General features: G+C 60.8%; 19 protein-coding genes and 1 pseudogene. 13 read left to right on the top strand and 7 right to left on the bottom strand.

Features of this window, described 5'->3' with window-relative positions:
* The first annotated feature begins 35 nt into the window (after positions 1-35).
* From BFD71_RS01120 to BFD71_RS01100, 5 genes are all read left to right on the top strand, one after another.
* Entirely contained in the window at positions 36-1,349 is a 1,314-nt protein-coding gene (locus BFD71_RS01120; protein WP_069261442.1) for a UxaA family hydrolase, read from the top strand.
* A 57-nt stretch (positions 1,350-1,406) separates the two neighbouring features.
* On the top strand, positions 1,407-2,444 hold the full coding sequence (locus tag BFD71_RS01115) for an aldo/keto reductase (RefSeq protein ID WP_069261441.1): 1,038 nt from the start codon (positions 1,407-1,409) through the stop codon (positions 2,442-2,444).
* A 3-nt stretch (positions 2,445-2,447) separates the two neighbouring features.
* A complete protein-coding gene (locus tag BFD71_RS01110) occupies positions 2,448-3,332 on the top strand; it encodes an amidohydrolase family protein (protein WP_069261440.1) in 885 nt (294 codons plus the stop codon).
* A gap of 156 nt (positions 3,333-3,488) precedes the next feature.
* Positions 3,489-4,232, top strand: a complete 744-nt coding sequence (locus tag BFD71_RS01105) for an SDR family oxidoreductase (protein WP_069261439.1) — start codon at positions 3,489-3,491, stop codon at positions 4,230-4,232.
* 69 nt (positions 4,233-4,301) lie between these two features.
* Complete coding sequence (locus BFD71_RS01100; protein ID WP_069261438.1) at positions 4,302-5,150, top strand: ureidoglycolate lyase; 849 nt, start codon at positions 4,302-4,304, stop codon at positions 5,148-5,150.
* A gap of 85 nt (positions 5,151-5,235) precedes the next feature.
* Here the strand turns inward: BFD71_RS01100 and BFD71_RS01095 are convergent, their stop codons facing one another.
* On the bottom strand, positions 5,236-5,679 hold the full coding sequence (locus tag BFD71_RS01095) for a PaaI family thioesterase (protein ID WP_069261437.1): 444 nt from the start codon (positions 5,677-5,679) through the stop codon (positions 5,236-5,238).
* A gap of 358 nt (positions 5,680-6,037) precedes the next feature.
* Here BFD71_RS01095 and BFD71_RS42770 point away from each other — a divergent pair, with 358 nt between their 5' ends.
* The 3 genes from BFD71_RS42770 (at position 6,038) to BFD71_RS01080 (ending at position 7,442) form a co-directional block, all read left to right on the top strand.
* A complete protein-coding gene (locus BFD71_RS42770) occupies positions 6,038-6,499 on the top strand; it encodes a class I SAM-dependent methyltransferase (protein ID WP_069261436.1) in 462 nt (153 codons plus the stop codon).
* The gene (locus BFD71_RS38790) at positions 6,442-7,086 is read left to right on the top strand and encodes a response regulator (protein WP_083244984.1); all 645 of its coding nucleotides are present in this window, start codon (positions 6,442-6,444) and stop codon (positions 7,084-7,086) included. The genes BFD71_RS42770 and BFD71_RS38790 overlap by 58 nt, the downstream gene beginning before the upstream one ends.
* A 173-nt stretch (positions 7,087-7,259) precedes the next feature.
* Positions 7,260-7,442, top strand: coding sequence for a hypothetical protein (locus tag BFD71_RS01080; protein WP_368682384.1), 183 nt, complete (start codon positions 7,260-7,262; stop codon positions 7,440-7,442).
* A 62-nt stretch (positions 7,443-7,504) separates the two neighbouring features.
* Here the strand turns inward: BFD71_RS01080 and BFD71_RS41935 are convergent.
* The 6 genes and pseudogenes from BFD71_RS41935 to BFD71_RS01055 all read right to left on the bottom strand — a co-directional run bounded on the left by BFD71_RS41935 (position 7,505) and on the right by BFD71_RS01055 (position 15,250).
* Positions 7,505-7,689: pseudogene (locus BFD71_RS41935) on the bottom strand (hypothetical protein).
* 170 nt (positions 7,690-7,859) lie between these two features.
* Positions 7,860-9,644 (bottom strand): sensor domain-containing diguanylate cyclase, encoded by a 1,785-nt coding sequence (locus BFD71_RS38780; RefSeq protein WP_176732802.1) that lies wholly within the window; start codon positions 9,642-9,644, stop codon positions 7,860-7,862.
* 1,006 nt (positions 9,645-10,650) lie between these two features.
* The gene (locus BFD71_RS01070) at positions 10,651-11,547 is read right to left on the bottom strand and encodes an amidohydrolase family protein (protein WP_069261435.1); all 897 of its coding nucleotides are present in this window, start codon (positions 11,545-11,547) and stop codon (positions 10,651-10,653) included.
* A 78-nt stretch (positions 11,548-11,625) separates the two neighbouring features.
* Positions 11,626-12,645, bottom strand: a complete 1,020-nt coding sequence (locus BFD71_RS01065; protein ID WP_256094444.1) for a substrate-binding domain-containing protein — start codon at positions 12,643-12,645, stop codon at positions 11,626-11,628.
* 30 nt (positions 12,646-12,675) lie between these two features.
* Positions 12,676-13,671 (bottom strand): ABC transporter permease, encoded by a 996-nt coding sequence (locus BFD71_RS01060; protein WP_069261434.1) that lies wholly within the window; start codon positions 13,669-13,671, stop codon positions 12,676-12,678.
* A gap of 46 nt (positions 13,672-13,717) precedes the next feature.
* The gene (locus tag BFD71_RS01055; protein ID WP_069261433.1) at positions 13,718-15,250 is read right to left on the bottom strand and encodes a sugar ABC transporter ATP-binding protein; all 1,533 of its coding nucleotides are present in this window, start codon (positions 15,248-15,250) and stop codon (positions 13,718-13,720) included.
* A gap of 396 nt (positions 15,251-15,646) precedes the next feature.
* On the opposite strand from BFD71_RS01055, the gene BFD71_RS01050 reads away from it, so the two are divergent.
* The 5 genes from BFD71_RS01050 to BFD71_RS01030 all read left to right on the top strand — a co-directional run bounded on the left by BFD71_RS01050 (position 15,647) and on the right by BFD71_RS01030 (position 20,755).
* Positions 15,647-16,549, top strand: a complete 903-nt coding sequence (locus tag BFD71_RS01050) for a LysR substrate-binding domain-containing protein (RefSeq protein ID WP_069261846.1) — start codon at positions 15,647-15,649, stop codon at positions 16,547-16,549.
* Between the two features lie 109 nt (positions 16,550-16,658).
* Positions 16,659-17,408, top strand: coding sequence for an SDR family NAD(P)-dependent oxidoreductase (locus BFD71_RS01045; RefSeq protein WP_069261432.1), 750 nt, complete (start codon positions 16,659-16,661; stop codon positions 17,406-17,408).
* A gap of 142 nt (positions 17,409-17,550) precedes the next feature.
* A complete protein-coding gene (locus BFD71_RS01040) occupies positions 17,551-18,879 on the top strand; it encodes an MFS transporter (RefSeq protein WP_069261431.1) in 1,329 nt (442 codons plus the stop codon).
* A 26-nt stretch (positions 18,880-18,905) separates the two neighbouring features.
* Positions 18,906-19,757 carry a transketolase gene (locus BFD71_RS01035; RefSeq protein ID WP_069261430.1) on the top strand — a complete coding sequence of 284 codons (852 nt, stop codon included), beginning with the start codon at positions 18,906-18,908 and terminating at the stop codon, positions 19,755-19,757.
* Complete coding sequence (locus BFD71_RS01030) at positions 19,754-20,755, top strand: transketolase family protein (RefSeq protein ID WP_069261429.1); 1,002 nt, start codon at positions 19,754-19,756, stop codon at positions 20,753-20,755. The genes BFD71_RS01035 and BFD71_RS01030 overlap by 4 nt, the downstream gene beginning before the upstream one ends.
* Positions 20,756-21,032 lie beyond the last annotated feature (277 nt).

Genomic DNA, 21,032 nt, shown 5'->3' with positions numbered 1-21,032 from the left:
ATGATGCGGCACGCGCCGCGAGCAGGATTCATGTTATGAGCGATAGCAACGTCACCCCTTCACGAGCCGCCGCGCCCATGCTCCAAGGCTGGCTGCGCAACGACGGACGCAAGGGCATACGCAACGTGGTTGCGGTGGCCTATCTCGTGGAATGCGCGCACCACGTGGCGCAGGAAATCGTCGCGCAGTTCCGCGAGCCCCTTGGCGCGTTCGACGATCCGCCCGCGCTGCAGCAGCCAGAAGCGCCGCCGGTGCATCTGATCGGTTTTCCGGGCTGTTTCCCCAACAGCTACGCCGAGAAGATGATGAAGCAGCTCACCACGCATCCGAACGTGGGCGCGGTGCTGTTCGTTTCGCTCGGCTGCGAAAGCATGAACAAGCACTATCTCGTGGAGCAGGTGCGCGCGAGCGGCCGTCCGGTAGAAGTCCTGACGATCCAGGAAAAGGGCGGCACGCGCAGCACGATTCAGTACGGTCTCGACTGGGTGCGCGAAGCGCGTGCGCAACTCGCCGCGCAACAGAAAGTGCCGATGCGCCTCGATGAACTCGTGGTCGGCACGATTTGCGGCGGCTCGGACGGCACGAGCGGGATCACCGCCAACCCGGCTGTGGGCCGCGCCTTCGATCAGCTGATCGCAGCGGGTTCGGCCTGCATTTTTGAGGAAACCGGCGAGCTGGTGGGCTGCGAATTCCACATGAAAAGCCGTTCCGCAAGACCTGAACTGGGCGAGGCGATCGTCGCGTGCGTGGCCAAGGCGGCGCGCTATTACTCGATTCTGGGCCACGGTTCGTTCGCCGTCGGCAACGCGGACGGCGGCCTCACCACGCAGGAAGAGAAGTCGCTCGGCGCGTATGCAAAAAGCGGCGCCTCGCCGATCGTCGGCATCGTGAAGCCGGGCGACGTGCCGCCCACGGGCGGTCTCTATCTGCTCGACGTGGTGCCCGATGGCGAGCCGCGCTTCGGCTTTCCGAATATCAGCGACAATGCGGAAATCGCGGAGCTGATCGCGTGCGGCGCGCACCTGATCCTGTTTACGACAGGGCGCGGGTCGGTGGTGGGCTCTGCGCTTGCGCCGGTCATCAAGGTGTGCGCGAACCCGCTGACCTACCGCAACCTCGCCGGCGACATGGACGTGGACGCGGGCCGCATTCTCGAAGGGCGCGCGACGCTCGACGAAGTGGGGCGCGAAGTGTTCGACCGCACGCTGGCCGTAGCGGGCGGCGAGCGTTCGAAGTCGGAAACGCTCGGGCACCAGGAGTTTATCCTCACGTACAAGCGCTTCGAGCCCGTCGGCCCCGCATGCCTGCCCGCCAGTGCGCGCGTGCCGATCGTCGAAGCCGCGAACTGAAACTCACAGTCGGATGATTTCGTTGTGGAAACAACCATCTCCAGGAGGAGACGAGCCATGGCGCAAGAACAGCATCCCAAGGTGGCGCACAGGCGCCGTATCGGCCGCACGGCGCTCGAAGTCAGCGCATTGGGTCTAGGCACCGCGCCGCTCGGCGGCCTGTATCGCGACCTGTCCGAAGAAGAGGCGCAAGCCACCGTCGACGCCGCGTGGGAAGCCGGCATCCGCTTTTTCGATACCGCGCCGCACTACGGCCACACCAAGGCCGAGCACCGGCTGGGCGCGTCGCTGCGGCGCTATCCGCGCAACGAGTACGTGATTTCCACGAAAGTGGGCCGCCATTTCGTGCCGCGCACGCACGAGTACGACGGCAGCGAGGGCTGGCAAAACCCACTGCCCTTCGAAGCGATTTTCGACTACACGCGCGACGGCATTCTGCGTTCGTTCGAGGACAGCCAGCAGCGGCTCGGCTTAGTCGATATCGATGTCCTGCTCGTGCACGATATCGGCCGCTACACGCACGGCGAGCGCAACGAGCACTACTGGCGGCAACTGCGCGACAGCGGCTTCAAGGCGCTCGACGAATTGCGCAAGGCGGGCGCGATCAAGGCGATCGGCTTCGGCGTGAACGAGCGCGAAGTGATACGCGAGGCGATGCAGGAATTCGACATCGACTGCGCTTTGCTGGCGGGCCGCTATACGCTGCTCGAACAGGCTCCGCTCGACGACCTGCTGCCCGAGTGCGAGAAGAAGGGCGTGAGCATTCTGCTGGGCGGCGCGTTCAACTCGGGCATTCTCGCGCACGGACTGCTCGGCGAACTCAAATTCAACTACGCCGACGCGCCGCAGGACGTGGTCGAACGCGTGGCGCGGCTCGATACGATCTGCCGGACCTACGACGCCCCGCTCGCGGCGGCGGCGCTGCAGTTTCCCTATGCGCACCCGGCCGTGGCGACGGTGCTCAACGGCGCACGCAGCCCGCAGGAGGTGCGCGAGAACGTCGCCTCGTTCGAGACGAATTTGCCCCGCGAGTTGTGGCTCGCGCTGCGCGACAAAGGTCTCCTCGATCCGCGCGCGCCGCTTCCGCAGGCTTGAGCCATGACTACCATCTCTACGATCGAACGGATCGACGCCCATCAGCACTATTGGGACCCGGCACGCGGCGACTACGGCTGGCTCACGCCTTCGATGACCGCGCTGTATCGCGCGTTCGGACCCGCCGATCTCGCGCCGCTGCGCGCGTCGTGCGGCGTGGCGCGCACGGTGGTCGTGCAGGCCGCGCCGACTATCGAAGAAACACGCTGGCTGCTCGATCTTGCACGCAACGAGCCGTCGATTGCGGGCGTGGTGGGCTGGGTGCCGCTGGACGATCCGCACGTCGCCACGCTGATCGCCGAACTCGCGCGCGAGCCCAAGCTGCGCGGCGTGCGCCCGATGCTGCAGGACCTGCCCGACGACGACTGGATCGCGAAAGCCGATACCGCGCGCGGCGTGCAAGCGCTCATCGCGCACGATCTCGCTTTCGACGCGCTCGTGTTCACGCGCCACGCGGATGCGCTCGCGACGTTCCTCGCGCGGCATCCCGCGCTGCGCGTGGTGATCGATCACGGCGCGAAGCCGCCGATCGCGGCGGGCGGCGAGAGCGGCTTTGCGGCGTGGGCGCACGCCATCACGCGCTTCGCGCAGTTTGCGCAGGTGCACTGCAAGCTGTCGGGGCTCGCGACCGAAGCCGCGCCCGGCTGGGACGACGCTACGCTGGCGCCGTGGGTCGCGCATCTGCTTGCCGAGTTCGGGCCGCAACGCCTCATGTGGGGCAGCGACTGGCCGGTGCTGAACCTCAATGGCGATTACGCACGCTGGTACGCGAGTGCGCAGCAGCTTACACAAGCACTTTCCGCAGACGAGCGCGCCGCCGTTTTCGGCGGCAACGCTGCGGCTTTTTATCGGCTTGAATCCGGGCTCCGCGACCATCCAGCCGGTTAGAAAAGGTCCGCCGAACGCCACGAGGCGCGCCTGCGTCGCCATAATGGCCGTTTGCGTCATCCCAACTTCTTCCCGCGATTTCTTCGCTCGATCGCGGCATGGGCGCCTGCTGCAATACGGGGTATCGCCGTGCCGCGCTTCCAACTGGAGTGGCAGATGGTACAAAGACTGGCCGGCAAAACGGCCCTGATCACCGCGGCGGGCCAGGGCATCGGCTACGCGGCCGCCGAACTGTTCGCGCGCGAAGGCGCACGCGTGATCGCCACCGATCTGCGCATCGACGCACTGGCAGCGCTGCCGGTCGAGGCGCGCAAGCTCGACGTGCTCGACGGCGCGGCCATCACGGCGCTCGCGCAGGAACTGGGCGCGATCGACGTGCTGTTCAACTGCGCGGGTTTCGTGCACGCGGGCTCGATCCTGGAAGCGAGCGAAGAAGACTGGGACTTCGCGTTCGATCTGAACGCGAAGGCGATGTACCGGACCATCCGCGCCTTCCTGCCGGGCATGCTGGCGAAGGGCGGCGGGTCGATCATCAACATGTCGTCGGCGGCGTCGAGCGTGAAGGGCGTGCCCAACCGCTTCGTGTACGGCGCCTCGAAAGCCGCTGTGATAGGGTTGACGAAGGCTGTGGCCGCGGACTTCGTGACGCGCGGCGTCCGCTGCAATGCGATTTGCCCGGGCACGGTGTCGTCGCCGTCGCTGGAGGAGCGCATCGCCGCGCAGGCGGCGGCGCAGGGCACGAGCGTGGACGCGGCGCGCGCCGCGTTCGTCGCGCGCCAGCCGATGGGGCGCGTGGGCAAGCCCGAGGAAATCGCGGCGCTCGCGCTCTACCTCGCTTCCGACGAATCCGGATTCACGACCGGCCAGGCGCATGTGATCGACGGCGGATGGTCGAACTAGTTAGCCCGAACCATCGCCCCAGGCGATTCTGACCGACTGCAACGCACAGACACACGAGGAACACAGACGATGAAACTGCTTCGCTACGGCCCGAAGGGCCACGAGAAACCGGGCCTGCTCGACGTCGAAGGCCGCATTCGCGCGCTCTCGGGCAACGTGGCCGACATTGCGGGCGACGTGCTCTCGGACGCCGGCCTCGCGCAACTGCGCACGATCGACCCGGAAACGCTGCCGCTCGTCGAAGGCAATCCGCGTATCGGGCCCTGCGTGGGCCACATCGGCAAGATGGTCTGCATCGGTCTGAACTATGCCGATCACGCCGCCGAGTCGGGCATGCCGGTGCCGAGCGAGCCGGTTGTCTTCAACAAGTGGACGAGCGCCATCGTCGGCCCGAACGACGACATCGAGATCCCGCGCGGCTCGAAGAAGACCGACTGGGAAGTGGAACTGGGCGTGGTGATCGGCAAGCACGCGAAGAACGTGAGCGAGGCCGATGCGCTCAACTACGTGGCGGGCTACTGCGTGATCAACGACGTGTCCGAGCGCGAATGGCAGATCGAGCGCGGCGGCCAGTGGGACAAGGGCAAGGGCTTCGACACCTTCGGCCCGACCGGCCCGTGGCTCGTCACGCGCGACGAAGTGGCCGATCCGCAGAACCTCTCCATGTGGCTCGAAGTCGACGGCCATCGCTACCAGAACGGCAGCACGCGCACGATGATCTTCACGGTCGCGAAGCTGGTTTCCTATCTCTCGGAGTGCATGAGCCTGCAGCTGGGCGACGTGATCTCCACCGGCACGCCGCCGGGCGTGGGCATGGGCGTGAAGCCGAATCCCGTGTTCCTGAAGGCGGGGCAGACGGTGCGCCTTGGCATCGAGGGCCTGGGCGAGCAGCAGCAGAAAACGCGCGCGGCAGAGTAAGCGCGCCTGACGCACGAAAAAGCGCGCGAGGGGAGGCGGGACAAACCCGCTTCACCTCGCGCGCTTTGTTTGCGGCGCAGACTTTTCAGTTCGTCGGACTTTTGTCTTCCGGCCCGCTGCCTTCCGCGAGCCGGTTCACCGTCCCCTGCGCCAGCGCCACGAGCTTTTCGTCGCCGTTTTCCATCACGTACACGCTGCACTGGCAGGTGGCCTGGTGGCGCCCCGCGTGCACTACACGGGCGCGCGCCATCAGCGTGCCCTTGAGCGCCGGGCGCAGATAGTTGATCTTGTATTCCCCCGTCACCACCCGTGGCCCAAGGGCCAGCGCGCCGGCAAAGGTCAGCGCGTTGTCGGCGAGATAGCTGATCACGCCGCCATGCACGTAGCCGTGCTGCTGCTTGAGGTCGTCGCGTACCGGCAGGCGCAGGGTCAGCTCGTCCGCGCCCACGTGTGTCAGTTCCGTTCCGAGCAGCACGCTGAACGGTTGGGCATGCAAAGCGCCGCGTGCGCGGTCCACAAGATCTGTCATCGTCGCATTCCCTGGGTCTATCCCCGAGTGGTTTCCTAACCACTCTAGGAAGCCTTAGCGTCGAGTCAAGGTGAATCGAATCGAGCTGCCAACTTACATTAGTTGCGTATACAAAAAGGGCTCAATTACGTATATGAACGACTCCCCTGTCAGCAAGCATTTGATTGCAAAATGTATACGGAACTAGCCCATTTGGCGCCATTTTCCCATCTTGGTCGTCAATTCTTTGCAAACACGGCGTGATTTTCGCTGGTCGTCAGGCCGTCAGCCCGTCAGCTCAAGCGCTGCCATCCTCCTTGCGAGGAACATGAAGCCCTGCGCCCCAACGCGCTAAGGTGTTGAAAGAGTGGAGACAAAAATGGGACCAGCCGACTTCGGCGCATTCGAGCACGAAGGTTGGGAACGTGTCGCGCAGGCCTATCACACGTATTTCGGCGATTTGACTGCCCAGTCGAACCGCGCGATGCTCGAGACGCTTGGCGTGGGGCGTGGCACGCGCTTTCTCGACGTCGCATGCGGGCCTGGCTACCTCGCTGCCGCAGCCAGGCGCCGTGGTGCGGACGTCGCCGGCGTGGATTTCTCGGTCGCGATGGTCGACAGACGTATCGGCGCGATGCCGGGGAACTTCGAATTCCTATGTGCTGTGTCTTGGCTTCCGCACTCAAGGCTTAGGTGCAAGATTGTTTGCGGGAGGTCCGAGCGACAGCCCATCATCGTCCATCGAGGACGGGGCGCCTTACCGACACTGAGCATACTAGCGGCATGCAACTGCGAGACCGTCGAGTGGGCGAGTGCCATGCCCTCCCATTGGCGCGCATAGTGGCTGCCCCCGCTCCATCGCGGACTGCTGACAGCGGCCCGGATAGCGTTGACGAAGATTCGGAAGACTTGCTCGTAGAGCGGCCAGACGCCGGCTCGCTGGCATGCCCGGCACGGGAACCCTGTCGCTCCGCTGTCGCGCTTGTGCGCCGCGGCGGGCGGCAGACCGTTTGCGCAGACAATTCAAGAGTATCAGTATCCTCTGCTTCCATTGTGCAATGGCCTCGATTCATCCTGGTTGATGACGACCCGAACATCCTTCCTCCGCTTCGGATACTCCTCGAGGCGGAGGGCTATCGTGTGCTCACGGCGCTGAACGGCCTCGCGGCCATGCCTGTCACGGCAGCCGGACGCCCGGACGTCATCGTCACCGACTGGATGATGCCGGCGGTCGATGGCGTTGCCTTCTGCCGGTGGCTGAAGGCCGACCCTGCGACGGCAACCATTCCCGTTGTGATGCTGTCGGCTGCGCTACCGCCCTGTCCGACAGGCAACCTATGGGACGTCCTCTTGATGAAGCACACGCCGATAGGGCGCCTGCTTCATGTCATCGGCCGGCTACTGGACGCGCACGGCACCGCGACCTGACGCCGACGCGCCCGCGATGGGCTAAGGTCCCGGTTACGCGCGGCGTCGGGCTTTTTCAACTTCTGCGTCTCAGCGAATCGATAACCGTCGCAGCCTGGCTATCTGCGCAGGATGTCGGCCAGCCGCCACCGGACGCACCGCGTCCACTGCCTGCGCTTCGCGGTGCCGGGCTCGTGCAGCTCAGCGCGCAGGGCGAAGTCATGCGCGTGACGACCGCCCCTCGTGCAGAGCCCGACGGGGTCGTGCTGCGCAAGGGTACCGTCATCAAGCTGGCGCCTGACCCGGCGCAGCAGTCCACGAGCCTGTTGCGCCTAGGCGCGAGCGTCGCCGCTATACGCCGCGAAACGTTCTTTTGAGCGCCGCAAGCGCTTGTCTGCACGGGCACACGCTACCCGTGCGAGTCCACCCACGCGCGAGCCTAAGCCAGTCCCGCCACCTGCGCGTCGTCTGGCGTGCCGAAGATGCCAAGTATGACGGAAGCCTCGACCGGTCTGTGCTCCCGAGTAATCGGGCCGCTTGCGGCATAACGCACCGGGGCAAGGAGTTCTGTTGCGCGATGGCGTGCCCCCATAGCACGTAACCTTTGTACTCTTCCTGCTCCATGTGCAAACGGCCTCGCCCGACGTGGTAACCCAACGCCGATTGTATGAGAACCTTCAGCACCGGCTGTCACGCTGCGCAGCTCGGCATACCATCCGCCCCCAATCCACGTCGTCGCGCGTTCGCAGGACTTCAAACACGCGTGCAAACGATTGTCTGCGTATTCGAGCAAGCTAGATGTCTACCGACGCCTCGTCAACTCCATCTGCCACGCATGTGCAATTGCGACCTTGTCGTTTGGCGGCATAGAGCGCCCGGTCCGCTGCAGCCACCAGGAGCGTCGGGTCGTGACCATCGCTCGTGTGGAGGACGGCGACACCGAGGCTGATGGTAACAATCCCGGAATTGCTCCCCCGGTGCGGAAGACGGAGGCTTTCTACCGCCTGTCGGATTCGCTCGGCTACGACTAGTGCGCCATCCCGGTCGGTGTCGCGCAATATCAACGCAAATTCTTCGCCGCCATATCGCGCTACGGTGTCAGTAAAGCGCGCGGCCGACGATGCAATTGTTCCGGCAACGATGCGCAGGCATTCATCGCCGCGTTGATGGCCGTAGAAGTCGTTATAGCTCTTGTACGCGTCAACGTCCGTCATGATGACGGCCAGATATCCCCGCTTGTCGGCACGCGACTCCTGTTGCCAGTGATGCGCCAGCTCGCGGTCGAAATGGCGCCGATTGAACAGTCCAGTCAGTCCATCCCGGAAGGCGAGGCCGCGTAACTCGGCTCTTTCTTCAGCGGCACGTTTCTCCAATAGCGTTCGTTCAGTGATGTCTCTGACCGTAGCGGTCAGAGAATCGGGCTTTCCCGAGAACGGTTCGATTACGCAGCGCAGGTGGGCCTCCATCCATAGAACGCTACCGTTCATGTGTCGGAGGCGACTGGTTTCAGAAGCTTCGACCTCACCCGAGGCTACTTTCGCTATGGCCGCTGCGAGCGCATCGCGGTCATCGGCTAACGCCAGGTCGGTCAGGTGTGTACCGGTGAGGTGCTCGGGCGAGTGCCCCAACAATGAGGTGATACGCGGGGACACGTAGGTCAGCCTGCCGTCCAACCCGAGACTCATGACGATATCAGTCGCGTTTTCGGCGAGCACCCGATATCGACGTTCGCCGTCACGCAGCATCATGAAGAGCCGGTTGCGCTGGGCCTGGGTGGCGGTGATGGGCAAAGCGATGCCCAATGCGGCGACGAGGAAAAGCTGCAGGCCGAAGATACGACCTTGCATCGTTTCATAGGGGAAGACCCATAGTGGGCCCGTTCCGCGCAGGGTGAAAGAGACGGCGATTGCGAGGCACAGAAGCAGGCCAACCATGACACCTGCGAGGTCTGCCTGAAATGCGAGCAGGACAATGGGCGGGAGCGCCCAATACAGGAGCGGAAAACGGCTTTGGCCGAACACGCCTACCGTGGCAATGCAAACCACCAGTAACAGGAACGCAGTCTTGCGGCGCTGGTCGGCGCGCAGCAAATGAGCCACGTCACCAGTCCAGAAAACAAGCGCGGCAGGCGTGAAGATGGCGAGACTCAGGGCATCCGAAATAAACCAGTTGGCGAGGTCAGGCAGCAGCCGCCCACTTAGTCGTCCATGCAGTAGCGTCATCGCAAGGACGCCCGACACCGCAGGCGCAAACAGTACGCCGCCCGCCACAAATCTCGTCAGCGGCCTCGCCCGAACCATCTCGGAAACGGTCGAGATGCGTGGTGCAAAGGCAAGGGCGATAAGTACCTCAACGATGTCGGCAGACGAATAGGACGCAGATACGCCGAAACTCTCGCCCACGTAAAGATTGGCAGCCAGATTGCCAAGCACACCGCCGGCGAAAACCGAATACCGTCGCCGAGGCGGTGCAACCATCAGTTGTGACAGCAGCACCGCGTTGGTTAGCCATATTGGCGCGATTTCTCCCGCCATGGTTTTGAGCGCTCCGCTGGCGAGACAGGTGAGCGTTGTTACCATGAACGCTAGCAATAGGTGCCAGACGTCCGCAGGGTGGCTGGCAAGACTTGACGACCGCGAATCTGCTCGCAAATCGGGCGAGCGGCGAGCAGCCGAATTCCCCATCTTTATCTCTCTGTATTCTTGGTCTTCGCTTGCATCCCGGATGGATGCGCGGCGCCCATGTGCATGTTAGGAAGGCACGTTAAGCAAGACGCCTTGCTGCCTCACGAATCCATTTATCGGCCAGGAACGGCGAAACTTTACGGGGCACCATGCTGGACGGCTCTAGTTCTGTGGACCGTCTGCGGAAAATACCTGTTTGTGCCGCCAGTGCAGGCACCCCCGCAAGCGGACCGCGAGGAGAAGGCCACGGAAGTCCGTTCTGCTCAATCCGAACTCTTCCAAAACTGATTGCGAAAGTGTCTTGAACAATAGTCAGAGTGTATTACGTCGCGCGTGCAACCGATGTAGTTGCGTGAACAACTATTAGGGATTTAATTCTAAAACTTGCACTTGACGACGTTGAGAAACATTTGCGTCCTGGTTCCCCCCGTATGAACGCAGTCTTCGCCGCTGCGCTGGTTCGCTGGGCCGTTTGTGTTCCTCGGTTTGGTGCCCGCGCAAGCATATCCCGCCCGGGGTACGCGTCTTCGACACGATGAACGCTCGGTCGGAGAGCGTTTCTCACCTTGCTCAGGACACGAGCTTCATTTAAATGGCTTGCCGCCGTCAATTACACAAACTTACACTATTTGGACAAAACGGCCGGGCTCACGCCTGCAGTTGCACAGCTTGCGGTTAAAGTCTGCTGCCACGAGTCTAGGTGTCCACAAGCTCGTCGACCGCGTGAACTGCATGCGCTCTTCGCGTCACGCACCTATTTTGGTCTTGCATATACTGGGGCGCGAAGCATGGCACGAAACTATTGCTGCGGTGCCGACCATAAACCCGGTCATGATGACTCGGATGGCTGTGCCAGGACAGCGAGCCAGCAAACCGCGCCCCAAAGATGCTCGGTAGCCCATCAGAGTCGATAGACGCGCTCTGCATTGTCGTGGAACAGTGCACGACGCTCGGATTCAGAGAAGTCCTTCGTAATTGCCTTGAAGGCATCAAAGACCGCATCGTAACTGCTGAACAACTTGTCGACAGGAAAGTTACTCGCGAACATGCATCGCTCGACGCCGAATGCATCGATTGCATCGAGAACAAACGGCCGAATGCTGTCGACTGTCCACTTCCAGTCCGCCATCCCGAGCCCCGAAATCTTGCACGAAACGTTTGGCGCGGATGCCAGCATCCTCATCCCTTTTCTCCAGCCTTCGACTTCGGCGGGCATACGGTCCACCGGCATGCCAGTATGGTTGAGAATGACAGGAGTATCGGGATAAGCCTGGGCCAGCGCCGTCGCTTCTTCCATCTGCGTGCAGTACAGTTGCAAATCGAAGGACAGGTTGTAGCGTCGCAAGAGGGAGTAGCCCGCTCGCCATTGCGGGTCGCTCATGAGGTGCGGACTGTCAATGAACGTCTTGACTGGGTCACGATGGAAGTTAAGACACTGTCGGATTCCGCGCACGTTCGGATATTCGAGATGTGCCTCCATGACCTCCTGGACCTTCGGTGACGACAAGTCTGCAAAGGCGACGATTCCGTGCGGATAACCGTGCTTGTCTGCCACGCCCTGGAGCCACCGCGTTTCCGCCACCGGGTCATTATGGTCATATTCGACCTGCAGGTGGACCGTCTTGACGACATTCTGGTTCTTGATGTCGGCCAGAAAGTTTCCAATCAGATAGTCCTCACGAATCGCCGAGTAATCACCGAAAACGCGCTCAAGCATGGGCCCCTGAAGCCACGGATAGTCGCCGTTCTTCAAGTCGTAAAGATGATGATGCGGGTCAATGATGGGAAGGTTGTCCACAATGTCTCCGAATACGTTTGAATCAAGGCACGTGGCCGCCCGTTCGTCCACAGGCGGCTGTCGCACGAGCAAATGCGCTTAGTAGCTGCCGGCCGACGGCGGATACACGCGCTTCACAGTAGCCTGGGTGGTGGGCTGGTCAATCGTTTCCTTCGTAACGAGCGGCTCTTTAAGCGCCAGCTCCTGAGTCGTTGGCTTCTTGTTTAAAGCGTTGTTCACCTGAGTGGTGGCGTCGATACCCTGGCCAACGGCTTCCTGCAGGAAAATTCCCTGGACGGCACCATCACGCAACAGCTTGATGGTGGTCGGGCTTCCATCCGCCGTCACAACGGCAACCTTACCTGTGAGTCCCCGCGTTTGAAGCGCTTTGGCCGCGCCCGTCGCCGCCTCATCGTACATCCCGTAGATGGCCCTAACGTCGGGGTGGGCGGTCAGAATGTCGTTCGCCTGCGAAACAGCCTCGTTGACGGTCAGACCGTGGGTCTCAAGGACCTGAACCAGGTCGCAACCGTCCGCAGCAAACGATTCCTTTGCGCCCTTCATATATTTTTGCGCGTTCTCGCGGTCTTGCGGAAGCGACAGCATCGCAATTTTGTTACCGCCGCGCTCCTTCGCCAGCTTGCAGACATACGAGCCCTGTGCCTTGCCGGTTTCATAATTATTGGCGGTGACCGCCGACGTATAGTCGGTCTGTCCAGCCTGTGGACCGATGCCAGCAAACGCGATGGGGACAGACTTTTCCTTTAGCAGCCTCAATACCGGAGGCGTGCTCGTCGAACTGACGGGCCCCATGACAATAGCGGAGACGCCTCGCGTCAGCGCCGTCTTTACGTTGTCCATCTGCTTGGCAGGAGAATTCTCGGAGGTGAATTCCACGTAGTTCATGCCCAGTTCTTTCGCGCGCTCTTTCACTCCGTACGCGACCCATTGCCAGTACGAAATGTCCAAGGACGGTGCGATGTACGCAACCGTCTGTTTGGCCTGCGCGAGCGCCGACTGTGATGCCATCGCGACGCAAGCCAGCGCGCTACAGACAGCCATCGTGGTCAACGGCTTCCCAAGGTGGTGAAATTTGGCGAGTCGAAAGACGTTCATCATTGTCTCCTTGCTGAGTGTTGTGCCGCCGGCTTATCGCCGTGCTTTGGTGACGCGGTCGACAAGCACCGCGATGAGAATCACGACACCTGTCACGGTGCCTTGCCAGAAACTGTTCACGCCAATGAGATTCGCGCCGTTCTGGATAATCGTTATCATCAGCGCGCCGAGGAGTGCACCGATTGCGGACCCGGTGCCACCGAAGAGGCTTGCGCCCCCGATGACCACCGCCGCGATTGCCTGAAGCATCAGGGCGGACCCCGCCGTTGCCTCTGCATTGCTGATATACGAGATGCTCACGATGCCCGCGAAAGACGCAAGCAACCCAGAAATTACGTAGGCGGACAGACGAACGCGGTTGACAGGGATACCGATGACACGAGCGGAAGAGCTGCTGCTACCCACCGCATAGAGCCATCTCCCTGCTACAACCTTGCGCAGGCAGAACTCAATAGCAATCAGCAGCAGCGCGCACCACAGCACGTAATTCATGACGCCAGGAATCAACGTCCCAGAATTGAGAATCCAATAGTTCGGGTCGTTGATAGGAAGCGAGTGGCCGTCGGTGACGATGAACGACAGACTTCCAGCGATGGCATACGTACTAAGCGTTACGACGAATGGCGCGAGACCTACGAAGGTCACGAGTGCGCCATTAATCGAACCGATGATGAAACCGACAGCCAGGCCTGCGATGCTGCTGACGACGGCGCCATAGCCATGTGACATCGCGAGACCGGTGACCATGCCTGTCAGGGAAAAGACTGAGCCGACTGACAGGTCGATACCACCCGTGATAATCACGAGGAGTACACCGAACGCCATGATGACGAGCGGTGCCGCAGCCTGGGTAACGTTCGCTAAGTTTCCCATCGATAGCGCAGCCGGAACGACCATGCCGACAGCAAGTTCGATGACAACAATGGCAATCGCGATAGCAATTTCGGTACGATAGGTCGACAATATGCGCCGGATACCACCGCCAGAATCCTTCGAGCCGCTCCGTATTGAATGCGTCACTGCTTTCATGTTTTGTCTCCTGACTTAATCTTCGATGTCCGAAACGTTCAATGTTTCAGGCGGCCATTCCTGTAGCGCTAGCAAGGCTCTCTTCACTAACGTCTGTGTGACGAAGAATGCCGGTCGGCCGCCCGGAAAGGTCAAATGCGAGCACCGTGTCACAAAGTTCGACCAGTTCCAGGTACTCAGTCGACCACCAGACGACTGCCGTGCCCTGTCTGGCGAGCTTGCGAACGAGTGCGTAGATTTCCCGCTTTGTCCGAATGTCGACTCCGCGCGTGGGTTCCTCGAGCACCAGCAGTTTCGGTTTCAGATTCAGCCAGCGCGCAACGAGGATTTTTTGCTGCGTGCCACCGCTCAAAGTTGAAGGGAGGTGCCATAGGGAACCAGCACGTATCTTGAGCGCGTCGAGGAGGGCTTGCCCCTGCCGAAGCTCTTCGTCACGAGCTATCTTTTTTCGCTCGACGATGCGCCGCGCTGCCATCAGGTTGTCGATGATTGGAAGCGTTGCGAGAATGCCCTTATTTGCGCGGTCGCCAGATATATAGCCGACCCCGGCGCGAGCCGCGCCTGACGGCCCGCGATGCTTGACCGGTTTGCCAGCGCGCTCGATATCCCATCGAGATTTTGGGCCGAGTCCCGTTAGGGCCTCAATGAGCGCCAGAGGACCGGTCGGAGCGCCCGCGAGTCCCACAATGGCCCCCGGACGTATTTCGAGCTCGATATCGTCGAGGCGGACAATGATGGGCCTTTGCGCGGTGCCACGGTTGTCGTGACTTGTGTCGTGACCTTCCCGCAAATCCGATGCAACTTCCAGGCTGACCTCGGTTTGTTGGTCAGGCTCGACGGATTGCCCCATATAGTCGACGATTTCGCGGTCCGTGATGGCATTTAGAGGCGCACGGTCGACGGCTGTTTTTCCGTCGCGAATGATGGTGCAAACGTCAGCAATCTGACGTATCTCGCGCATGCGATGAGATACGAACAGGACGGCAAGACTTGTCTCCGCTACCAGCCTTCGAATGACCGCAAAAAGACGCCCAGTCTCGGCAGCAGTGAGGTTCGCTGTCGGCTCGTCAAGCAGTAGCAGCCTCGCGCCAGAGCGGAGTGCTCGAGCGATTTCGACGAGCTGTCGCTCGTGAAGCGATAGCTCACCCACCAGACGGCTAACCGATTCCCGTGCGAACTGCGGGTCAATCAGCGATAGAGCATCAATCGCGAGAGCACGTGATGCTCGCTCGCTATAGGTCCCGAGCGCGCGTTGCATCCGGGGCATGGCGATATTTTCCGCGACCGACAGATGCGGCAGCAGTGCCAGCTCCTGGTTCACAACCGCAATCTCCCCTGTGTCAGCGGGCGATGCTGAGGAACCACCGAGGTCGCGTCCGGCGAATTGAAGCGTGCCCCCGTCCCGTTGATGCTGGCCAGAGATAATCTTGATGAACGTCGACTTCCCGGCTCCGTTCCCACCAAGGAACGCGTGTACCTCTCCTGGACGGACAGACAGGTCGAAGCGCTTGAGGACGCTGGTAGCCCCGAAGCTTTTGACGATTGACTTCGCTAGCAACAACGTAGGTTGTTCGGACATTGCGCATCTCCGTCGCGAAAACAGCGAACGAACGGCTCCAACCGCAGGTTGCGAGAGCCGCCTGCAGTGAGTGACAAATTTCGGAGGCTTAACTGAGTGGCTACAAATGCAGCGAGCCGAACTCAGTGCCGGTCGCGCTCCTTAGCTGGGGGCGACCACGTAGCGACAGACGCATCGCTCGCTGGGAGGGGAATTCAGGGTATTCATCTACGTCTCCTGTGCGGTTGCTGCACCGCGCCATATTTATATGAGGCAATGTTTTAGGCCACTGGGTGACCTGACACGGGGTAACATTTCAACTGTTTTCCTGTCCGTATCGTTGATGTCGAGGATGGCAGCGACCACCGTCCGAAGGCAATGCAGTTTTGTTCAATCGCGACTGAAAAAAATTTGACCATGCGAATTCCTCCGTTGAAGGCCATCATTGCTTTCGAGAGCATTGCACGCACGAAGAGCGTCAACCGGGCAGCGGAAGAGCTTGACCTTACGGCGTCGGCCGTCAGCCATCAGTTAAGCAACCTCGAATCAATGATTGGCCAATCCCTGTTTCAACGGACAGGTCGTGGTCTCGTCCTGACACCGACCGGGGAGCGATATCTTGCCGATGTGACGGGGTCGCTGGCAGACCTCAGCCGGGCAACTGAGCGTGCCTCGAGCCAGAAGGAAGTCGACATCCTGCGCGTGCATTCGAGCCCGAGTTTCGGCCTGATGTGGCTATTGCCGCGGCTATCCTCGTTTCAGGAAGCAAATGGCGACGTTCAGTTGAACGTCGCCTGCTCATACGAGAACGTATCGTTTTCGAACGGGTATTACGACATCGACATTCGTCATGGCTATGGAGAATGGAGCAACCTTGAAGTGCGCACGGTCCGGGGCGAATTCATTGCCCCGCTGGCGTCGCCGGCCTATCTCGAGCGGCATCCGGTGAAGACTCCAGATGACCTGCTGGCCCAGCGGCTGGTCTATTCGGAGACGCCTCTCGTTCAGTGGCGGCAATGGTTTGGGCGGGCCGGGGTTGCTGGTGCGAACAAGACGTTCGACTTCTCGTTCGACCGTTCCTACATGTCCATCGAGACAGCTTCGCTAGGGCTCGGAATTGCTCTGGAAAGCGTGATGATGGCTTCGCAAAAGATAAAGGACGGCGCACTTGTGCAGGTCTTCGACAATAGCCATTCGGTCGAGGTTGGCGCACATCATCTCGTTTACCCTAGCCAGAACGCCGAATTGCCCCGAGTTGCAAAATTTTTGACCTGGATTGAAGAGGAAATTGAACGCTGCAAGGTGGGCTCGCAGGGATAACCCTGGGGGCTGAAAATTTCTCAGCTATGGTTGAGGGGAACTGCGTTGATGCAAGGTTCGCCGGCGGACAAACTTCGCCTACACCTAGTTCATCAATGGAGACACCCACATGTTGCTCGGGAATCAAGTCGTTATCGTCACGGGCGCGGCATCGGCACGCGGCATCGGTAAAGCGACGGCAAAGGCGATGGCAGCACACGGCGCGCGCATTGCAATTCTGGACCTGAACCTGGCGGACGCGGAAAGCGCTGCGCGTGACCTCGGGGAAGGTCATCTCGGTCTGGCGTGCGACGTCACCGACAAGGAAGCCTGCGTCGCCGCAGCAGATGCAGTCGCTGCTAAATACGGCCGAATCGACGCGTTGATAAACAACGCCGGGATTACGCAGCCCATCAAGACACTCGAAATCTCGAAGAACAACTTCGACGCAGTCGTCGGCGTGAGCCTGCTGGGGACGCTGTATATGTCACAGGCCGTCATCCCGCACATGAAGAAGCAGCAGCGTGGCAGCATCGTTTGCATGTCTTCCGTTTCCGCGCAACGCGGCGGCGGCATTTTCGGCGGCCCGCACTACAGCGCAGCGAAAGCTGGCGTTCTCGGGCTTGCCAAGGCGATGGCTCGTGAATTCGGTGGCGACCATATCCGCGTCAATTCCATTACGCCCGGCCTTATCCAGACGGACATCACGGGCGACAAGCTGACCCCTGAGATGCGCGCAGACATCATCAAGGGCATCCCACTGGGGCGTCTCGGCGAGGCAAACGACATCGCCAATGCCTGCCTGTTCCTGGCAAGCGACCTCTCCACCTATCTGACCGGCATCACTCTCGACGTCAACGGCGGCATGCTGATTCATTGAAGTGACGTGCCCTCTTTCGCTTCCGACATTGCATAAACATACGACGCACTTGGCCTAGCCGGGGCGTCTTGCCGCCAAAGCGGCACAGAGACATGGCGCTGAGCCCGTCACCGTGACGAGCTCAGATGACAGGAGACAACCCATGAAATCCAGACTGGCCACACCGGGAATCGGTGCAGACCTCTCGGCTTCGAGCGACTCATCAGACTTTGAGGCGCGAACTTACGCAAGAGTCGCCCGTCGCCTCATTCCCTTTCTGATGCTTTGTTACCTCGGCGCGTATCTCGACCGGGTGAACGTGGGCTTTGCAAAGCTGCAGATGCTCAACGACCTGCGCTTCTCTGAAACCATTTATGGCATCGGTGCAGGCATTTTCTTTCTGGGCTACTTCCTCTTCGAAGTCCCGAGCAATCTCATTCTGCACAAAGTCGGCGCGCGAAATTGGCTCGCGCGCATCATGCTGACCTGGGCGGTGATTTCCGCAAGCTTTTTGTTTGTGAAGACGCCGACCACGTTTTATGTACTGCGCTTCCTGCTCGGCGTCGCGGAAGCGGGGTTCGCGCCGGGCGTGATTCTGTACATGACCTACTGGTTCCCGGCCGCCCGGCGCGCAAAAGCGCTCTCGATGTTTTTCATGGCGATTCCAATGGCTGGCATCCTCGGTGGCCCGCTTTCCGGCTGGATTATGCATTCCTTCCAGGGAGCCCAGGGACTTGCAGGATGGAAATGGCTTTTCATGCTGGAGGCACTCCCGTCGTTGCTCCTTGGCATCGCAATTTTTCTGTATCTCGACAACGGAATCGCCAGTGCGAAATGGCTGTCCGATGACGAAAAGGCACTTCTCAAGCGCAACGTGGAAAGCGACCGTACGGCGGCCACCGAGCACGTGTCCATCCGTGCGTTTGTCCGCGACCGTCGTCTCTGGCTAATGGCTGGAATCTACTTCTGTGTAGTTCTCGGTCAATACGGCCTCACCTTCTGGCTGCCGACAATCATCCGTCGCACAGGTGTCGCGGACCCGCTGTGGGTTGGTGTCCTGACCGCGATTCCGTACATTTGCGCCATCATCGCGTTGCCGTTACTCGGAAGTAGCGCCGATAAGCGCCGCGAACGCCGTTTGCATCTGGCGATTCCGATGCTGGTTTCTGCCGCCGCTTTCGCCACACTGCCGATGCTCGGAAGCGTGGGTCCCTCGATTATCTGCGTGAGCATCGCTGCTGCCGGCATCCTCGCGTCGTCGTCATTGTTTTGGGCGCTTCCTACTGCTGTTCTCAGCGGTATGTCCGCTGCGGCCGGAATTGCCGCGGTCAACTGTTTCGCGAATCTGGCCGGCTTTTTCTCGCCCGCCATTGTCGGATGGCTAAATGACTTCACCGGCCACGCGACAGCAGGCCTCATCTTCATTTCGACGGCTGTCGTTCTGGGCGCGGTTCTGGTGTTCTTCGTGCCCGCAAAGACTGTCAATCGCTGAACGCACTCTTTCCAGGAGACGAGTAAATGAGTACAACCGTCATCGAGGATGTGTCGCTCGCTGAGCGCGCATACCGCATCCGCCGTAACGCTTTGCTAATGGGCGAAGTACAGGGCCAGGGTTATATCGGCCAAGCGCTCGACATCGCTGACGTTCTGGCCGTTTCATATTTCGGCGCGATGAACTACCGCGCGGCGGAGCCAGACTGGGAGGACCGGGACCGATTCCTGTTGTCGAATGGTCATTACGCAATCGCGCTCTACGCTGCATTGTTCGAAGCGGGCATTCTTCCCGAAGAAGAACTGGAGACCTACGGCAGCGACGACAGCCGTCTGCCCATGTCCGGAATGGCGAGCTACACCCCGGGGATGGAGATGTCCGGTGGGTCGCTCGGCCAGGGGCTAACGATTGCCGTGGGCCGGTGTCTCGGACTCAAGCGCAAAGGCTCTAAATCGTTCGTGTACACGCTCTTCTCCGACGGCGAACTTGACGAAGGAGCCATCTGGGAAGGTCTCCTCTCGGCAGCGCACTGGAAGCTGGACAACCTGATTGCGATGGTCGACGTCAATAACCAGCAGGCCGACGGCCCGTCGACGCAAATCATGGCCTTCGAGCCGCTCGTTCCGAAGCTCGAAGCGTTCGGCTGGTACGTGCAACGCGTGAACGGGAACGACATCAATGCCGTGAAGGCGGCATTCGACAACGCTCGAAACCTGAAGGAGGCAAAGCCGCGAATCGTCGTGTGCGACACGAAGATGGGCTGCGGCGTACCGTTCCTCGAGCAACGGGAGAAGAACCATTTCATCCGGGTGGACGCTCATGAATGGAAGCTGGCGCTGGATGCACTTGATGAAACTTTTGCAGGGAGCAAAGCATGAACTCGGTCGTCGATAAAAAGCCTCGTCTGAAGACCTCGGCGATGATTGCGTCCATCGCCGGCGAAGGCCAGGTGACACGCTCTGCGCCGTTCGGGCATGCACTTGTCGAATTGGCTCGCGCGAAGACGAATGTCATTGGCATGACGGCCGACCTGGGCAAGTACACCGACCTCCATGTCTTCGCAAAAGAGTTCCCGGACCGGTACTACCAGATGGGCATGGCGGAACAGCTTCTGATGGGCGCTGCCGCCGGCTTCGCCCACGAAGGAGCGCAGCCGTTCGTCACCACCTACGCCGTGTTCGCGACGCGTCGAGCGTATGATTTTATTCATCAGACCATCGCCGAGGACAACCTCGACGTCAAAATCATCTGCGCGCTGCCAGGCCTGACGACCGGGTACGGCCCGAGCCACCAGGCCGCTGAAGACCTTGCGCTCATGCGCGCAATGCCAAACATGACGGTAATTGACCCGTGCGATGCGCTCGACATTGAACAGATGGTACCGGCCATCGCGGCGCATAAGGGTCCGGTCTATGCGCGCCTTCTGCGTGGCAACGTGCCCGCGGTGCTCGACGAGTACAACTATAAGTTCGAACTCGGCAAAGCCAAGATGCTGCGCGATGGCAACGACGTCCTCATCATCTCGTCGGGCATCATGACAATGCGTGCGCTGGAAACTGCGAAAGCGCTGGCGTCGGACAAGGTGGACGTTGCAGTGCTGCACGTTCCGACCATCAAGCCGCTCGACACGGAGACCATCATCCGCGAGTCGAAGCGGACGGGGCGCATGGTCGTCGTCGCTGAGAACCATACGGTTATAGGCGGTTTGGGTGAAGCTGTCGCAACCACGCTCTTGAGCGCCGGCGTTTCGTGTACGTTCAAACAGGTCGCGCTGCCCGACGAGTTTCTCGACGCCGGTGCACTGCCGACGCTCCACGACCGCTATGGCATTTCGACAAATGTCATGGCGGCCAACATCAAACAGTGGCTGACTTAAACGTCAGCTGGTCAGCAGGCGTTCGCGTGTAGGAGATGCGTACGCTGGCGATACTCGCTTTTCAAGCGTCTCCTCCATGTATCACGTGGAATGGACTAGGCCCACTACCGGTGGGCCATTTTTTATCCAGGTCTCGCGCCGCGGGAAAGCGATGTGACGGCATCTATAGCCCGTGGTGACCTCGCCGTGTTTCTTGCGAGCGTCAGGCACCAGCCAACATGGATTGAACTCAGGGCTCAAGAGACGACCTCGGACTAGCGTATTCGCGGCAGGCTTC

It is taken from the genome of Paraburkholderia nodosa (genome assembly GCF_001718195.1).
Taxonomy (GTDB): domain Bacteria; phylum Pseudomonadota; class Gammaproteobacteria; order Burkholderiales; family Burkholderiaceae; genus Paraburkholderia; species Paraburkholderia nodosa_A.
Note: the sequence above shows the minus strand (reverse complement) of the source record. Positions and strands in the feature narration are given on the sequence as shown.

Excerpts from the sequence above, each read along its gene's own strand:
- BFD71_RS01120 (WP_069261442.1), top strand. The coding sequence starts at position 36 with ATGAGCGATAGCAACGTCACCCCTTCACGAGCCGCCGCGCCCATGCTC.
- BFD71_RS01045 (WP_069261432.1), top strand. The coding sequence starts at position 16,659 with ATGTTGCTCGGGAATCAAGTCGTTATCGTCACGGGCGCGGCATCGGCA.
- BFD71_RS01035 (WP_069261430.1), top strand. The coding sequence starts at position 18,906 with ATGAGTACAACCGTCATCGAGGATGTGTCGCTCGCTGAGCGCGCATAC.
- BFD71_RS01100 (WP_069261438.1), top strand. The coding sequence starts at position 4,302 with ATGAAACTGCTTCGCTACGGCCCGAAGGGCCACGAGAAACCGGGCCTG.
- BFD71_RS01060 (WP_069261434.1), bottom strand. The coding sequence starts at position 13,671 with ATGAAAGCAGTGACGCATTCAATACGGAGCGGCTCGAAGGATTCTGGC.
- BFD71_RS01030 (WP_069261429.1), top strand. The coding sequence starts at position 19,754 with ATGAACTCGGTCGTCGATAAAAAGCCTCGTCTGAAGACCTCGGCGATG.
- BFD71_RS38790 (WP_083244984.1), top strand. The coding sequence starts at position 6,442 with ATGCAACTGCGAGACCGTCGAGTGGGCGAGTGCCATGCCCTCCCATTG.
- BFD71_RS42770 (WP_069261436.1), top strand. The coding sequence starts at position 6,038 with ATGGGACCAGCCGACTTCGGCGCATTCGAGCACGAAGGTTGGGAACGT.
- BFD71_RS01095 (WP_069261437.1), bottom strand. The coding sequence starts at position 5,679 with ATGACAGATCTTGTGGACCGCGCACGCGGCGCTTTGCATGCCCAACCG.
- BFD71_RS01105 (WP_069261439.1), top strand. The coding sequence starts at position 3,489 with ATGGTACAAAGACTGGCCGGCAAAACGGCCCTGATCACCGCGGCGGGC.
- BFD71_RS01055 (WP_069261433.1), bottom strand. The coding sequence starts at position 15,250 with ATGTCCGAACAACCTACGTTGTTGCTAGCGAAGTCAATCGTCAAAAGC.
- BFD71_RS38780 (WP_176732802.1), bottom strand. The coding sequence starts at position 9,644 with ATGGTAACAACGCTCACCTGTCTCGCCAGCGGAGCGCTCAAAACCATG.
- BFD71_RS01065 (WP_256094444.1), bottom strand. The coding sequence starts at position 12,645 with ATGATGAACGTCTTTCGACTCGCCAAATTTCACCACCTTGGGAAGCCG.
- BFD71_RS01040 (WP_069261431.1), top strand. The coding sequence starts at position 17,551 with ATGAAATCCAGACTGGCCACACCGGGAATCGGTGCAGACCTCTCGGCT.
- BFD71_RS01110 (WP_069261440.1), top strand. The coding sequence starts at position 2,448 with ATGACTACCATCTCTACGATCGAACGGATCGACGCCCATCAGCACTAT.
- BFD71_RS01050 (WP_069261846.1), top strand. The coding sequence starts at position 15,647 with ATGCGAATTCCTCCGTTGAAGGCCATCATTGCTTTCGAGAGCATTGCA.
- BFD71_RS01115 (WP_069261441.1), top strand. The coding sequence starts at position 1,407 with ATGGCGCAAGAACAGCATCCCAAGGTGGCGCACAGGCGCCGTATCGGC.